The sequence below is a fragment of the Intrasporangium sp. genome, from assembly GCF_036566125.1.
Taxonomy (GTDB): domain Bacteria; phylum Actinomycetota; class Actinomycetes; order Actinomycetales; family Dermatophilaceae; genus Intrasporangium.
The window spans coordinates 44152-58560 of record NZ_DATCWX010000167.1 but is presented as its reverse complement, the minus strand read 5'-3'; the positions used below and the strand labels follow the sequence as shown (position 1 = coordinate 58560).

Sequence of the window (14409 nt, the reverse complement as noted above, 5' to 3'; positions counted from 1 at the left end):
CCATCACCAGTCACCTGCCCCGGAGGAGCACGGGCTAGACTGCGGGCGGACCTGCCTGCCACCGCTCGCGCCCACGGCGCACCGGCGAGCCGGGCGCGACGACGGATGACGAGGACTGTAGTGACAACGGTGGACCCCCGCGCCGACCTCTCGGCGCTCCACGGTCCTGGCGGCAGTGGGCTCAGGTTCCTCATCGGGCAGTACGTGGCGCTCACGAAGCCACGGATCATCGAGCTGCTCCTGATCACCACGATCCCGGTGATGTTCCTCGCCGCGCGTGGTGTCCCCGACCTTCTCCTCGTCCTCGCGACCCTCGTCGGCGGCACGCTCTCGGCCGGCTCGGCCAACACCCTCAACTGCTACATCGACCGCGACATCGACGCGGTCATGCACCGCACGAAGAAGCGGCCTCTCGTCACCGGGACCATCAGCCCTCGGGGTGCCCTCATCTTCGGCATCATCCTGGCGGTCGTGTCGACGGTGTGGCTGGGCCTGCTCGTCAACTGGCTGAGCGCCTGGCTCGCGCTCGCGGCACTGCTGTTCTACGTCGTCGGCTACACGCTGCTGCTCAAGCGCCGCACCGCGCAGAACATCGTCTGGGGCGGCGCGGCCGGCTGCATGCCCGTCCTCGTCGGCTGGTCGGCCGTGACCAACACCCTGAGCTGGTCCGCCTTCATCCTCTTCATGGTCATCTTCTTCTGGACCCCGCCGCACTACTGGCCGTTGTCCATGCGGTTCAAGCAGGACTACGCCGAGGCCCACGTCCCGATGTTGCCCGTCGTCGAGCGGCTCGTCGTCGTCGCAAGGCAGATCGCCATCTACGCGTGGGCCATGGTGCTCGCCTCGCTGGCGCTCATCCCCGTTGCCGGCATGGGCTGGATCTACACCGTCGTGGCGATCGCTTCCGGCGGGATCTTCCTCGCCGAGTCCCACCGGCTGCTGTCCGGCGCCAGGGCCGGCATCCCGGAGCTCAAGCTGCGCCCGATGCGCCTGTTCCACCTGTCGATCACCTACCTGACGATCCTCTTCGTCGGCGTCGCGATCGACCCGATCTGGCACCTCGCCCTTCCGGGGATCGCCTGATCATCGCGCCCACCACATAGGCGTGATCCAGCCGTATGCCGCTGAGCCCGGTTCCCGGGCCGCAGTGACCTCAGGCGCGTGGCTCCGACTCAAGCGCCGGCTTCCCGTCCTCGAGATAGAGCGCACCCGGGACGCGTGGGTCATCCAGTGCGACGGACCCGATCGAACGGAGCAGCCGGTCGTTGTACGGCGCGACCCGCTGCGACCAGACCGACTCGTCGGCCCAGTGCAGCGCCCGGATCTCTCGATGCTCGAGGACGGCCCGCTCCACCACGTCGGACGGGCCCGTGCCGAGGTCGAAGACGAGCAGGACGGCGTCGCGCCAGCCCAGCCACGGGGGCATCCAGTCGACTGCAAGCAGGGCGCGCGGGCGCACCGTGATCCCGAGCTCCTCCTGCACCTCCCGGGTGACGCAGTCGGCAGGGGACTCGTTCGGATCAACCACTCCACCGGGCAGGTCCCACTCGCGCTTGTAGGCCAGCTCGCAGAGGAGCACCTCGCCGCGCTCGTTGCGGAGGACGCCCTGCGCAATGGCCCGCTTGACCGGGAGCGCCGAGTCGAGCATCGCGGTGAAACCCTCCCGCGTGCCGGGCGCCGGGTCGTCCTTGAGCCGGCCGAACACGACGGTGTCGTGGGGTTCGCCGCCGAGCCGCGCATTCGCGCGGAGCAGTCCCTCCCGCCGTAGGCCGGCGCGCAGGGCGATCCGGAGCGACGGCCGGTTGAGCGGGTCGACGTGGGCCTCGACCCGGCTCAGACCCAGCTCGGTGAAGGCGAAGTCGACGAGGAGCCGCACGGCGCGTCCCCCAAGGCCGCGCCCCCGGAACGGGGCGTAGACGACCCAGGAGAGGGAGCCCACACCGTCCGACACGCGTCTGACGTCGACCGACCCGGCCAGCATGCCCTGCCACTCCACGAGGAACGTGGCCTTGGAGCGCGATTCCCACTCGTCACTCGTGTCGGCGACCCACGCGGCGTGCTCAGCTCGGCTCGGTGGCGCTGCAGGGAGGTCGAACCGCCGCGCGATCTCCTCGTCGTGCAACTGGAGGGACTGCTCCACGTCACTGGTCGCCCAGGGCCGGAGCAGGAGGTCGCCGTCGTGCAGCGTCGGCTGGTCGCCACGATTCACGCCCCCAACCTAGGGCGTTCTAGACGGGCAGGCGACGGGTCTCCAGGACGCCCCACGTCAACGCCATCGCGAGCAGGCTCGCTCCCAGCATGTGCAGTAGGACCAGGACCTCCGGCAGCCCACTGAAGTACTGCACGTAGCCGATGAAGCCCTGGGCGATCGTCACGTAGAGCACGGCGTACCAGGCGCGCTTGGGGGCATCCTCACTGGCCGTGAGCCGCACCGCCACGAGCGTCGCGATGACGAGCCCGACGAAGAGCATGACGGCGTCCGCGTGCATCCACGACACGAAGCGTGGGTCGAAGCCCGTTCGCGCCGGAGTGTCGGCATCACCGGAGTGCGGACCCGATCCGGTGACGATGACGCCGAGTGTGAGAACCACGGCGCCGACGCCGGTCGTTGCCCAGGCGAGACGACGGGTCAGCGGGTGGACCGTGAGCTCGCCCGGACCGGACTCCTCGTCCGCGGCTCCCCGCACCAACGCGGTCGAGAGGGCGATGAGGACCATGGACATGAGGAAGTGGAACATGACGGTCCAGGGATTGAGCCCGGTCCGCACCGTGATCCCTCCGACGACCGCCTGGGCGACGACGCCGGCCACCACCCCGTAGGCGGCGTAATGCATCCTGCGCCGCTCGGGCCAGACCCGGAGGACCAGCCAGAGGGAGGCAACCGCGAGCAGGCCGAGCACGCCGGTCAGCGTGCGGTTCCCGAACTCGATGAGGTCGTGGTACTGGCTCTCCGCCGTGCGGATCGGGGTGAAGGAGCCGGGCTGGCACTCCGGCCAGGTCGAGCAGCCCAGGCCGCTCCCGGTCAGGCGGACGATCCCGCCGGTGACCACGATGCCGACCTCCGCGACGAGGTTGGCCACGAGGATCGGCCGCACCCAGCGACGCAGCGGGGAGGCAGGGGTGACGGAGGTCTTCCAGGCGGAGTCGGGCAGGGTCACACGCAGAGCGTATGCCGCTGGGCCGGCATGGCGTGCAGCGCCCCTCGGTGTCGGCGCAGCTAAAACCCGGGTCGACCGGAGTCCCTCGGGCGGCCTTCCTTCTCGTGCCAGTGGACAGCTTTGGGGGTATGCCGCCCGGCTGGCTTCCACAGATCTTGTTCACTCGATCGGGGGGCCGGGTCAGCCGAGGCCAGACCACACCGCGGCGCTGCCCGCGTGGCCGGCGAGCACGACGGTCACGATGAGAGCGAGGGAGGCAGCCACGAGGAGCACGGCCACCACGACCTGGAGCGGGCGGCCGCCCACGTCCTCGCGCGCGGCCGGCTTCAGGAGCCAGGTCGCAACGAGCGCGACGACCATGAAGATCGTGGCGAGCATGCGGACGCGGTAGCCGGCATCGATATGGGTCCGGACGAGGTCGAAGTCGGTCGTCGCGCTGCGTACCTGGGACACCCTCACGAGGAGGGCCTCCCCGCTCTCAGCCGCCACCCAGGCAGCTGCGGCACTGAGGACGGCGCCGACTGCGGTCGGCCAGCGCAGGACCGCACGCCATCGGGGCAGCACCCCGAACGCGATGGCGAGGACCGCCACGAGGGGTACAAGGACGACAACGGCGTGGACGACGAGGGCGTGCATCGGGAGCCCGAAGATGTAGTCGAACATGTAGTCGAACCCTGTCCCTTCCCTGCGGCGCGGGCCGGCGGTGCCGCCAAGTCTCGCCCAGTCAGTCGTCGAATCGGAACAGCCGCGCGGCGAGGAGTGTCGTGGCGCCCGCCCAGGCGAGGAGAACGAGCAGGGCGGGGAGGTTCAGCGTCCCGTCGACGAGCCCCGACCGGAGCCCGTCCCCAAGGGCTGCGGAGGGGAGTAGCCCGACGAACCCGGCGACGGCGTCCGGCAGCTGCGATCGGGGGACGATGACACCTCCGATGGCGAGGAAGAGCACCCAGAGCAGGTTGGCCAGGGCGAGCACCGCCTCGGCCCGCAGGGTTCCGCCGATGAGGAGCGCCAGGGCCACGAAGGCCCACGTGCCGAGGACGATGAACACCAGCGCGGGAAGTACTCCGGCAGCGTTGGGGTGCCAGCCGAGCGCGAGGCCGAGCACGCTGAGGACGATCACCTGGATGGTCAGGACGGCAAGCGTGGCGAGGACCTTGGCCGCGACGAGTCCCCCTTTGCCGAGTGGCGTCACCCCGAGGTAGCGCAGCACGCCGTAGCGACGGTCGAATCCGGTCGCGATGGCCTGTGACGTGAACGCGGACGAGATGATCGCGAGGGCGAGCACGCCGGGGACGGCGACGTCGATCCGGTTGCCCGGGCCGAGCGATGGCGACGTCGTCGCGCTGAGGCCGACGAGAACCAGGGCGGGCAGGATGATGGAGACGAGCAGCTGCTCACCGTTGCGGAGCAGGGTGCCGACCTCGAAGCGGGCCTGGGCTAGGACTCGTGGCCGGGCGGGTGCCGCGAGACCGGTCGTCGCCCCCGTGCCGGACGCCACGGGGCTGGTGTCCTTGCCGCCGTTTCTGCCGGCAGCTTTGCCGGTGCGGAGCGCGCTCATGCGCGGCCCCTCGTCGTGAGCTCGAAGTAGACCGCTTCGAGCGGCCGCCCACCGGTGACCTCGTCGAGGGTGCCCTCGGCCACGGTGCGTCCGGGGTTCATGATGACGAGGTGGTCGGCGAGCCGCTGGGCCTCTTCGAAAGAGTGGGTCGTGACGACGACGGTCGCCCCCTCGTCGCGCAGGGACCTGATGATGTCCCACACCTCCAGACGTCCATGCGGATCGAGGCCGGCGGCGGGCTCGTCGAGGAAGAGCACCTCCGGCCGGCCGAGCAGGGCCGCAGCGAGGGCGAGCCGCTGCTTCTGGCCTCCCGACAGGCGCCGGATCGTGGTGCCAGCGAAGTCGGACACGCCCAGCCGGCCTGCGATGGCGGCGACATCGGCCGGGGCGGAGTAGAAGCGGCTGAGGTGTCCGAGCAACCGCATCGGCTTGCTGCCCCCCGGCAGGCCGCCGCTCTGCAGCATGACGCCCACGCGGGCGCGGTGGTCGGCATCAGCGGTGGCGGGATCGGTCCCCGCGACCCGGACCTCGCCCCGGTCCGGGCGCCCCAGGCCCACGGCGCACTCGATTGCGGTGGTCTTGCCGGCGCCGTTGGGTCCCAGCACGGCCGTGATACGAGCGGCGGGAGCACGCCAGGAGAGGCCGTCGAGAGCGCGCACGGAGCCATAGCTGCGGTGCAGGTCCGAGATGGTGACAGCCGATGTTTCAGCTGACGCCTCATGCGCGGCCTCCGTCATGGTCGATGAGTCTAGGCTCGGGTGGGGCCGCCACCGATCGCGGCCCTGAAGCACGTGCCGCCCGACCAGCCTGGAGACGCTCCCTCGTGAAGATCGACCCTGCCGCCAAGCCGTTCACCGCGATGGCGGCCGCACCCACCCTCCTCGCCGCGGTGGCCCGTCGGCCCCGCACGACGCTCGCCCTCGGCCTGCTGACCGCGGGCGTCACGCTCTTCTTCCGCGACCCGGACCGCACGCCGGACCGGTCTCCGATCATCGACCCGGACGTGGTCGTGGCCCCGGCCGACGGGGTGATCGTTCATGCCGGGCCGGCTCAGGAGGGCGTCGGCCCCGAGGAGGACTCGGCAGGGGAGTGGCAGCAGGTCAGCATCTTCCTGTCGCTGCTCGACGTGCACATCAACCGATCGCCCTACGGGGGCCGCGTCGTCAGCGTCACCCACGTACCCGGCCGATTCCTCGCCGCCTACCGCGCAGCCAGCGCGACGAAGAACGAGCGGACCGACATCGTCGTGGAACGCGTCGTGGCGGGGCAGTCCCGCCGGGTGGTCTACCGGCAGCTGGTCGGCCAGCTGGCCCGGCGCATCGTCACCCGCATCCGCCCCGGCGACGACGTCGCAACCGGCGAGCGCATCGGCCTGATGAAGTTCGGTTCCCGGATGGACGTCTTCCTCCCGCCCCACGTGACTCTCGAGGTCAGCAAGGGACGGCGGGCCGTGGCCGGCGAGACGGTGCTCGGCCGGTTCCCTGCAGTGGACGCCGACGAGGAGCCGACGGCGTGAGCCAGCCGAGTGACCCGTCCCGGCCACGGACGGGACGGGCGCGACGCCGGGTGGTCCGGGGGTGGCGGCTCGTGTCCCAGACCGGTGCTCGCGTCGTCCCGCTCAACCGACTCAACCCGCGTGTCCGGGCCAAGGTCATGCTGCCGAGCCTGTTCACCCTCGGGAACATGATCTGCGGCTTCTCCTCGGTCCTCATGGCGTTCCAGGGCAGGTTCCGCATCGCGGCCGTCCTCATCGCCGTGTCGATCGTGCTCGACATCTTCGACGGCGCGGTTGCTCGTGCGGTGGGTGCGATCACCCCCTTCGGGCTCCAGTTCGACTCGCTCGCGGACCTGATCTCCTTCGGGATCGCGCCCGCCGTTCTCGTCTACACCTGGGCGTTGCCGTCGTACCCGCAGTGGGCGTGGGCCGGTGCGATGTTCTGGCTCGCCTGTGCCGCGTATCGCCTGGCCCGCTTCAACGTGACGATCGACCCCCTCGCCGACAAGCGCTATTTCGTCGGGCTACCCAGTCCGGGGGCCGCAGGCGTCGTCATCGCCACGGTGTTCGCAATCGACAAGCCACTCGAGGGCCCGCTTCTGCCCATCGCGGCGGGCGTCGTGCCGGCTGCGCTGATGGCGACCTCCTACCGGTTCCGTTCGTTCCGAGCGTTGATCTCCACGCAGCACCTGCCGCTCACGATCGCCCTGCTCGCGGCCGTCGTCCTCGGGCTCGTCCTCGCACCCGGTGCGACCGGTATCGCCATCGCCTACGGCTACGTCCTCACGGCGCCCCTCGGCTGGCTCACGGCTCCCCTCCGTCGGCGATGGATGGGGCCCGACTCCGTGGCTCCGCCCCGGACGCGCCTGCCCTCGGTCATCATGCCCGTCGATGCGGATCCTCGGGTCGACGGCGAGCAGGCGGTCGTCGTGATCGAGGACGGGGTCGCCTCACCCGGCATCGATGACGATGAGGACGCCGAGGCTGGTGGGAACATCGAGGGCGATGGGGATGGTGAGGCCCGGTAAGGCGACCCTGACTGGAGCTTCGCAATCAATTACGTCACAATGGTGTGGTGTTTATCGGTGAGCGCGCGCCGCGCGAGGCGAGGGACGGCGACCTGACGTCGCCGCTCGAGTCGCGCACCCGATCCCGAGTTCTGCACATGGTCTCCGCAGAGGGCCCGATCACCGCTGCCGAGCTCGGTCGGCATGTGGACCTGACCCCGGCGGCCGTCCGTCGCCACCTCGACGCGCTCGTCGAGCAGGGGGCTGTCGTCGAGCACGAGCCGGTGGGCACTCGCCGTGGTCGCGGGCGTCCCGCACGCGCCTACGTCGTCTCGGAGGCGGGGCACCAGGCGCTCGAGGCGGACTACGACTCGCTCGCTGTCGAGGTCCTGCACTACCTCGCCGAGCACGCCGGCCCCCAGGCCGTTGCCGACTTCGCCCGCGCTCGGGTGGCGGCTCTCGAGGAGAGGTATGCCGCTGAGCTGGCTTCCGTCGGCGACGACCCGAGCGCACGGGCCGAGACGCTCGTCGACCTGCTGAGCCGCGACGGCTTCGCCGCCTCCGCGCGTCCCGTCCGCGCTGGCGCGCTGGCGGGCGTCCAACTGTGCCAAGGGCACTGCCCGGTGCAGCACGCGGCAGAGCAGTTCCCGACCTTCTGCGAGGCCGAGACGGATGCGTTCTCGCGCCTGCTCGGTGTCCACGTCCAGCGGCTCGCGACGCTGGCGGGCGGACACCACGTGTGCACCACCTTCGTCCCGACGGCCGGCCTCTCGCGGAAGAGCGAGGGCGCGGTGGCTGTTGAGGCAAGGGTGCCCCCCGAGAAGGGGGCTGACCCTGGAGACCCAGCTCAGCGGCATACGACCACGTCGAACGAACCAACCAAGGAGAGGTCCCGTTCATGACCACCCACATCGAAGAGCTCAACCCGGGCCTGAAGGACATCGGGCGCTATGAGTACGGCTGGGCCGACTCGGATGTCGCCGGAGAGTCGGCCCGGCGCGGTCTGAACGAGGAGGTCGTGCGCGACATCTCTGCGCGCAAGAACGAGCCCGAGTGGATGACCAAGCTGCGCCTCAAGGGACTGTCGCTGTTCGGCAAGAAGCCGATGCCGTCCTGGGGCTCCGACCTCACGGGCATCGACTTCCAGAACATCAAGTACTTCGTGAAGTCAACGGAGAAGCAGGCCACGACGTGGGACGAGCTGCCCGAGGACATCAAGAACACCTATGACCGCCTCGGCATCCCCGAGGCCGAGAAGCAGCGCCTCGTCGCCGGTGTGGCCGCGCAGTACGAGTCGGAGGTCGTCTACCACCAGATCCGCGAGGACCTGGAGGCGCAGGGCGTCATCTTCCTCGACACCGACACGGCGCTCAAGGAGCACGAGGACATCTTCCGCGAGCACTTCGCGACGGTGATCCCTGCCGGAGACAACAAGTTCGCCTCGCTCAACACGGCTGTGTGGTCGGGGGGCTCGTTCGTCTACGTCCCGCCGGGCATCCACGTCGAAATCCCGCTGCAGGCCTACTTCCGGATCAACACCGAGAACATGGGGCAGTTCGAGCGCACGCTGATCATCGCCGACGAGGGCTCCTACGTGCACTACGTCGAGGGCTGCACGGCGCCGATCTACAAGTCGGACTCGCTCCACTCCGCCGTCGTCGAGATCATCGTCAAGAAGAACGCCCGGGTGCGCTACACGACGATCCAGAACTGGTCCAACAACGTCTACAACCTCGTCACCAAGCGCGCCACCTGCGAGGAGGGCGCCACGATGGAGTGGGTCGATGGCAACATCGGCTCCAAGGTGACGATGAAGTACCCGGCCGTCTTCCTCATGGGCGAACACGCCAAGGGCGAGACCCTGTCGATCGCCTTCGCCGGCGAGGGCCAGCACCAGGACACCGGGTCGAAGATGGTCCACGCGGCTCCCAACACGAAGAGCTCGATCATCAGCAAGTCGGTCGCCCGCGGTGGCGGTCGCTCGTCGTACCGCGGTCTCGTCCAGGTGCTCGAGGGCGCCCATCACTCGGCCTCGACCGTGCGTTGCGACGCCCTGCTCGTCGACACGATCAGCCGCTCCGACACGTACCCCTACGTCGACATCCGCGAGGACGACGTGTCGATGGGCCACGAGGCGACCGTCTCGAAGGTGTCCGAGGACCAGCTCTTCTACCTCATGTCCCGCGGGATGGCCGAGGACGAGGCGATGGCGATGATCGTGCGCGGCTTCATCGAGCCGATCGCGCGGGAGCTGCCGATGGAGTACGCCCTCGAGCTCAACCGCCTCATCGAACTCCAGATGGAAGGAGCCGTCGGCTGATGACCGTTGCCGACACGCTTGTCGAGTCCGCAGACGGGATGGCGCAGGGCCGCGGGAAGACGCACGTCGACCCCGTTGGCGCGTTCGTGCCCGTGCAGTCCCGGGCCGAGCGCACTGCATCGTTCGACCTCTCCGACTTCCCGGTTCCCAAGGGCCGTGAGGAGGAGTGGCGCTTCACCCCGGTGAAGAAGCTCGCCGCCCTCCTCGCGGACGGGACGAGCCCCGCCCCGTCGTGGGCGACCGAGCTGCCCGAGGGGGTCACGGCCTCAGCGATAACTCTCGCCGAGGCACGCGGACTCGGCATCCTGCCCCCGCAGGACCGCGCGGCCGCGGTCGCCGCGGCAGGTGCCGCCGAGGTCCTCCTCGTGGACATCGCGCCCGAAGCCGAGCTGTCTGAGCCGGTCCGCCTCGTCCTCGACGGTGCCGGGACCGACGGCGTGCCCGCACATGCCCACGTCGTCGTCCGCGCCGGACACCACTCGAGGGCGACCGTGGTCATCGACCACCGGGGATCCGGCCAGCTCACCGAGCTCGTCTCCGTGGTGACGGGCGACTCTGCCGACCTCACCCTCGTCGCCGGGCAGCGGTGGGACGACGATGCGATCCACCTCGGCGAGCACGACGCCCTCGTGGGCCGCGACGCGACCTATCGGCACATCTCGGTGACGCTCGGCGGACAGGTCGTCCGCCTGAACGCCAACGTCCGCTACGCCGGTCCCGGTGGCGACGCGACCCTCCTCGGCGTCTACTTCGCCGACTCCGGGCAGCACCTGGAGCACCGGTCCTTCGTCGACCACAACACGCCCCACTGCAAGAGCCACGTGACGTACAAGGGCGCCCTCCAGGGCCACACCGCCCGCACGGTGTGGGTCGGTGACGCCCTGATCCGCGCCGCCGCAGAGGGCACCGACACCTACGAGCTGAACCGCAACCTCATTCTCACCGACGGCGCGCGCGCCGACTCGGTGCCCAACCTCGAGATCGAGACGGGCGAGATCGAGGGAGCCGGCCATGCATCGGCGACAGGACGATTCGACGACCTGCAGCTGTTCTACCTGCAGTCCCGGGGCATCCCGGAGGACGAGGCCAAGCGACTCGTCGTGCGCGGCTTCTTCGCCGATATCGTCCGCGAGATCCCGCTCACCGACCTGCGGGACGAGGTGACCGCAGCGATCGAGGCGGAGCTCGCCTCCACCGCATACGCAGCGCCCACCATCAGCGCGAACTCCAGCACGACCGACAGCACCAAGGAGAACTGACCCAGAATGAGCACGCTCGAGATCAAGGGACTCACCGTCTCGGTCAAGACTGAGGACGGCCCGAAGGAGATCCTGCGCGGGGTCGACCTGACCGTGAAGTCGGGGGAGACGCACGCGCTCATGGGTCCGAACGGGTCGGGGAAGTCCACCCTGGCCTACAGCGTGGCGGGCCATCCCAAGTACACCGTCACGGGTGGCACGGTGACGCTCGACGGCGAGGACGTCCTCGCGATGTCCGTCGACAAGCGCGCGCGTGCCGGCCTCTTCCTCGCCATGCAGTACCCGGTCGAAGTCCCCGGCGTCACAGTGAGCAACTTCCTTCGGACGGCCAAAACCGCGGTCGACGGTGAGGCACCGAAGCTGCGCACCTGGGTCAAGGACATGAAGGGAGCCATGTCCAACCTGCGCATGGACCCGTCCTTCGCCGAACGGAACGTCAACGAGGGGTTCTCCGGTGGTGAGAAGAAGCGCCACGAGATCCTCCAGCTGGAGCTGCTCAAGCCGAAGATGGCGATCCTCGACGAGACCGACTCGGGACTCGACGTCGACGCGCTGAAAGTGGTCGCCGAGGGCGTCAACCGGGCCAGGGAGACCGACGACCTCGGGGTTCTGCTCATCACGCACTACACGCGGATCCTGCGCTACATCAAGCCCGACTACGTTCACGTCTTCGTCGACGGCCGGATCGTCGAGGAGGGCGGCTCCGAGCTCGCCGACCGCCTCGAGGAAGAGGGCTACGACCGATACGCGCCGGCTGCTGCAGCCGCTGATGCCTGAGAGGCACGAGAGGACACCTGAGAGGACACTGACCGAGATGCGTTCTGCCGCCACGTCGCACGCCGGCGCTTTCACAGATGAGGAGCTCGCTGCGATCCGCCGTGACTTCCCCATCCTGTCGCGCACCGTGCGTGACGGCAGGCCGCTCGTCTACCTCGACTCCGGAGCCACGTCGCACAAGCCGAGGCCGGTCCTCGACGCCGAGCGGGCGTTCTACGAGCAGCACAACGCTGCCGTCCACCGTGGCGCCCACCAGCTCGCCGAGGAGGCGACGGACGAGTACGAAGGAGCACGTGCGACGATCGCCGGCTTCATCGGGGCGCCCTCGGACGAGGTCGTCTTCACGAAGAACGCGACCGAGGCGATCAACCTCGTCGCCTATGCCTTCTCGAACGTCGGGCCGACGGATGACCCGAAGGACGGCCGCTTCGTGCTCGGCCCGGGCGACGAGATCCTCGTCACCGAGATGGAGCACCACGCCAACCTCGTGCCGTGGCAGGAGCTGGCCCGCCGCACGGGAGCCACGCTCCGCTGGATCCCGGTGGGCGCAGACGGGGCCCTCGACCTGACCGGGCTTGCCTACCTGCTCACCGAGCGGACCAAGGTCCTCGCGCTGACCCACGTGTCCAACGTCCTCGGCACCATCAACCCGGTGACCGAGCTCGCCGAGCGGGCCCACGCCCTCGGTGCCATCGTCGTCGTTGACGCCTGCCAGTCGGTTCCACACCTGCCGGTCGACGTGACGAGCCTGGGCGCCGACTTCATCGCCTTCAGCGGCCACAAGATGTACGGACCCATGGGCATCGGCGTCCTCTGGGGTCGGGCCGAGCTGCTTGAGGTCATGCCCCCCTTCCTGACGGGTGGGTCGATGATCGAGCTCGTGACCATGGAGCGATCGACGTGGGCGCCGGCGCCGCAGAAGTTCGAGGCAGGCGTGCCCAACGCCGCCCAGGCCATCGGTCTGGCTGCTGCGGTCCGCTGGATCGAGCAGATCGGCATCCAGCGCATCCGCGACCACGAGGCCATGCTCGTCGACGGTCTGCTGGCCGGACTCGCCGAGCGCCCGTGGGTCCGCGTCGTCGGGCCGCGACGGGGTACCCCGCGCGGGGGTGCCGTGGCCTTCGTCGTCGACGGCGTGCATGCCCACGACGTGGGCCAAGTGCTCGACGATGCCGGTATCGCCGTACGGGTCGGGCACCACTGCGCCTGGCCGCTCCACCGTGCACTCGATGCTGCGGCGACCACCCGGGCATCGTTCGCCGCCCACAACACCCGCGAGGAGGTCGCCGCCCTGCTCGAGGCGCTCGACCGCGTGCCAGCGATCTTCGGGCTCGACGTGAAGACCCCAGCGAGGGCGAGCTGACATGGACCTCTACCAGGAGCTCATCCTCGAGCACTCGAAGCGGCCACATCACGCCGGTCTGCGCGAGCCGTACTCCGCCGAGGTGCACCACATCAACCCGACCTGCGGCGATGAGGTCACCCTCAGGGTGTCCATCGCCGGGGACGACGCAGACCCCGTCGTGCGAGACGTCTCCTACGACGCCAAGGGCTGCTCGATCTCGATCGCCTCGTCGTCGGTCCTCGCGGACGAGGTCATCGGTCGTCCGGTGTCCGAGGCCCTGACCACCTTCGAGGCGATGCGGGAGATGCTCACCTCGAAGGGCAAGGCCGCTGGCGACGAGGAGGTCATCGGTGACGGCGTCGCCTTTGCCGGCGTGGCCAAGTACCCAGCCCGGGTGAAGTGTGCCCTGCTCGGCTGGACCGCCCTCACCGACGCCCTGGCCCGCTCGGGCCAGGACATCAGTCGCGCCGCCCCGGCCGCCCGCACACAGTCCACGCCAGCAGAGCCAACGACAGCACAGTCCACGGGAGCGAAGTCATGACCACCCAGACCACCCCTGCCAACGTCGCGGACGTCGAAGAGGCCATGCGTGACGTCGTCGACCCCGAGCTCGGCATCAACGTCGTGGACCTCGGCCTCGTCTACGGGATCACCGTGGACACCCAGTCGCACGCGGTCATCGACATGACATTGACGTCCGCTGCCTGCCCGCTCACGGATGTCATCGAGGACCAGACGGCACAGGCCCTCGAGGGGCTCGTCGCGTCCCACCGGATCAACTGGGTCTGGATGCCACCGTGGGGACCCGACAAGATCACGGAGGATGGCCGCGAGCAGTTGCGCGCGCTCGGCTTCAACCTCTGACGAGCACCGGCTGACGTGGGATCGCGCGTCATCGAGGTCGACGCCGAACGGCTGGACCGGTGGCTCGCAGGCTTCACCGAGCGCCATGGTCCCTTCGAGTCAAGCAGCGAGGACAGCGCGGATGGCGTCGTCGTCCGGGCGCGAGCAAAGGACGGCGCCACCGTCGTGGCGACGCCTTTTGCCTACGACCCCCTCGGACTCATCCTTGTCAGGAGAGGTGGGTATGCCGCTGGGCTCGCTCTCGAAGGTACGCTGACGGCCGCCAAGGTCGGGTCGCGGCACGTGCAGTCCCGCACGGCAGCGGGAGGTTGGTCGCAGCAGCGGTTCGCCCGTCGTCGCGGCAAGCAGGCAGACGAGCTCGTCGACGCGGTGGTCCGGCAGGCGCGACGGATCCTGCTCCGGGACGACGAGTCACCGGGACCGGACGCCGTGGGCGTGCCGCAGGGCCTCGTCGTCGGCGGCGACCGGGCACTCGTGCGTCAGGTACTGCAGGCGCCGGCGCTGCGCGCCCTGCGGGGCCTGCCGGTCCGCGAGTTCTATGACCTGCCCGACCCCAGACGCGAAGTGCTGGAATCGGCCCTACGCCGTGGCCGGGCCTACCGGGTCGCGCTCACCGAGCCCTGACGGTC

The 14409-nt window shown here is 69.6% G+C and carries 16 protein-coding genes; 11 read left to right on the top strand and 5 right to left on the bottom strand.

The window, feature by feature from the left end:
* Positions 1–120: 120 nt before the first annotated feature.
* On the top strand, positions 121–1083 hold the full coding sequence (locus VIR15_RS10135) for a heme o synthase (protein ID WP_331927354.1): 963 nt from the start codon (positions 121–123) through the stop codon (positions 1081–1083).
* A gap of 70 nt (positions 1084–1153) precedes the next feature.
* Here the strand turns inward: VIR15_RS10135 and VIR15_RS10130 are convergent, their stop codons facing one another.
* The 5 genes from VIR15_RS10130 to VIR15_RS10110 all read right to left on the bottom strand — a co-directional run bounded on the left by VIR15_RS10130 (position 1154) and on the right by VIR15_RS10110 (position 5450).
* Complete coding sequence (locus VIR15_RS10130) at positions 1154–2209, bottom strand: NUDIX hydrolase (protein WP_331927353.1); 1056 nt, start codon at positions 2207–2209, stop codon at positions 1154–1156.
* A gap of 19 nt (positions 2210–2228) precedes the next feature.
* Positions 2229–3158, bottom strand: coding sequence for a COX15/CtaA family protein (locus tag VIR15_RS10125; protein ID WP_331927352.1), 930 nt, complete (start codon positions 3156–3158; stop codon positions 2229–2231).
* Between the two features lie 180 nt (positions 3159–3338).
* Positions 3339–3821, bottom strand: a complete 483-nt coding sequence (locus VIR15_RS10120) for a DUF2231 domain-containing protein (protein ID WP_331927351.1) — start codon at positions 3819–3821, stop codon at positions 3339–3341.
* A gap of 61 nt (positions 3822–3882) precedes the next feature.
* Complete coding sequence (locus VIR15_RS10115) at positions 3883–4713, bottom strand: ABC transporter permease (protein ID WP_331927350.1); 831 nt, start codon at positions 4711–4713, stop codon at positions 3883–3885.
* Positions 4710–5450, bottom strand: coding sequence for an ABC transporter ATP-binding protein (locus tag VIR15_RS10110; RefSeq protein ID WP_331927349.1), 741 nt, complete (start codon positions 5448–5450; stop codon positions 4710–4712). The genes VIR15_RS10115 and VIR15_RS10110 overlap by 4 nt, the downstream gene beginning before the upstream one ends.
* 86 nt (positions 5451–5536) lie before the next feature.
* Here VIR15_RS10110 and VIR15_RS10105 point away from each other — a divergent pair, with 86 nt between their 5' ends.
* Genes VIR15_RS10105 through VIR15_RS10060 form a run of 10 tightly spaced genes read left to right on the top strand, consistent with a single transcriptional unit; the run spans position 5537 to position 14404 of the window.
* The gene (locus VIR15_RS10105; RefSeq protein WP_331927348.1) at positions 5537–6229 is read left to right on the top strand and encodes a phosphatidylserine decarboxylase; all 693 of its coding nucleotides are present in this window, start codon (positions 5537–5539) and stop codon (positions 6227–6229) included.
* Positions 6226–7236: a CDP-diacylglycerol--serine O-phosphatidyltransferase gene (gene pssA, locus VIR15_RS10100; RefSeq protein WP_331927347.1), complete on the top strand. Its 1011-nt coding sequence runs from the start codon at positions 6226–6228 to the stop codon at positions 7234–7236. Before VIR15_RS10105 ends, pssA begins: the two co-directional genes overlap by 4 nt.
* 47 nt (positions 7237–7283) lie before the next feature.
* The gene (locus VIR15_RS10095) at positions 7284–8117 is read left to right on the top strand and encodes a helix-turn-helix transcriptional regulator (protein ID WP_331927346.1); all 834 of its coding nucleotides are present in this window, start codon (positions 7284–7286) and stop codon (positions 8115–8117) included.
* Positions 8114–9535, top strand: a complete 1422-nt coding sequence (gene sufB / locus VIR15_RS10090) for a Fe-S cluster assembly protein SufB (protein ID WP_331927345.1) — start codon at positions 8114–8116, stop codon at positions 9533–9535. The genes VIR15_RS10095 and sufB overlap by 4 nt, the downstream gene beginning before the upstream one ends.
* Positions 9535–10794 (top strand): Fe-S cluster assembly protein SufD, encoded by a 1260-nt coding sequence (sufD, locus tag VIR15_RS10085; protein ID WP_331927344.1) that lies wholly within the window; start codon positions 9535–9537, stop codon positions 10792–10794. Before sufB ends, sufD begins: the two co-directional genes overlap by 1 nt.
* Before the next feature lie 6 nt (positions 10795–10800).
* Complete coding sequence (gene sufC / locus VIR15_RS10080) at positions 10801–11571, top strand: Fe-S cluster assembly ATPase SufC (RefSeq protein ID WP_331927343.1); 771 nt, start codon at positions 10801–10803, stop codon at positions 11569–11571.
* Positions 11572–11608: 37 nt separating this feature from the next.
* On the top strand, positions 11609–12934 hold the full coding sequence (locus tag VIR15_RS10075; protein ID WP_331927342.1) for a SufS family cysteine desulfurase: 1326 nt from the start codon (positions 11609–11611) through the stop codon (positions 12932–12934).
* A 1-nt stretch (position 12935) separates the two neighbouring features.
* Entirely contained in the window at positions 12936–13457 is a 522-nt protein-coding gene (gene sufU, locus VIR15_RS10070; protein ID WP_331927341.1) for a Fe-S cluster assembly sulfur transfer protein SufU, read from the top strand.
* A complete protein-coding gene (locus VIR15_RS10065) occupies positions 13454–13780 on the top strand; it encodes a metal-sulfur cluster assembly factor (protein WP_324145173.1) in 327 nt (108 codons plus the stop codon). Before sufU ends, VIR15_RS10065 begins: the two co-directional genes overlap by 4 nt.
* Positions 13781–13795: 15 nt before the next feature.
* Positions 13796–14404 carry an acVLRF1 family peptidyl-tRNA hydrolase gene (locus VIR15_RS10060; RefSeq protein WP_331927340.1) on the top strand — a complete coding sequence of 203 codons (609 nt, stop codon included), beginning with the start codon at positions 13796–13798 and terminating at the stop codon, positions 14402–14404.
* Positions 14405–14409 lie beyond the last annotated feature (5 nt).

Excerpts from the sequence above, each read along its gene's own strand:
- sufB (WP_331927345.1), top strand. The coding sequence starts at position 8,114 with ATGACCACCCACATCGAAGAGCTCAACCCGGGCCTGAAGGACATCGGG.
- VIR15_RS10065 (WP_324145173.1), top strand. The coding sequence starts at position 13,454 with ATGACCACCCAGACCACCCCTGCCAACGTCGCGGACGTCGAAGAGGCC.
- VIR15_RS10120 (WP_331927351.1), bottom strand. The coding sequence starts at position 3,821 with ATGTTCGACTACATCTTCGGGCTCCCGATGCACGCCCTCGTCGTCCAC.
- sufU (WP_331927341.1), top strand. The coding sequence starts at position 12,936 with ATGGACCTCTACCAGGAGCTCATCCTCGAGCACTCGAAGCGGCCACAT.
- sufC (WP_331927343.1), top strand. The coding sequence starts at position 10,801 with ATGAGCACGCTCGAGATCAAGGGACTCACCGTCTCGGTCAAGACTGAG.
- VIR15_RS10110 (WP_331927349.1), bottom strand. The coding sequence starts at position 5,450 with ATGACGGAGGCCGCGCATGAGGCGTCAGCTGAAACATCGGCTGTCACC.
- VIR15_RS10075 (WP_331927342.1), top strand. The coding sequence starts at position 11,609 with ATGCGTTCTGCCGCCACGTCGCACGCCGGCGCTTTCACAGATGAGGAG.
- VIR15_RS10115 (WP_331927350.1), bottom strand. The coding sequence starts at position 4,713 with ATGAGCGCGCTCCGCACCGGCAAAGCTGCCGGCAGAAACGGCGGCAAG.
- sufD (WP_331927344.1), top strand. The coding sequence starts at position 9,535 with ATGACCGTTGCCGACACGCTTGTCGAGTCCGCAGACGGGATGGCGCAG.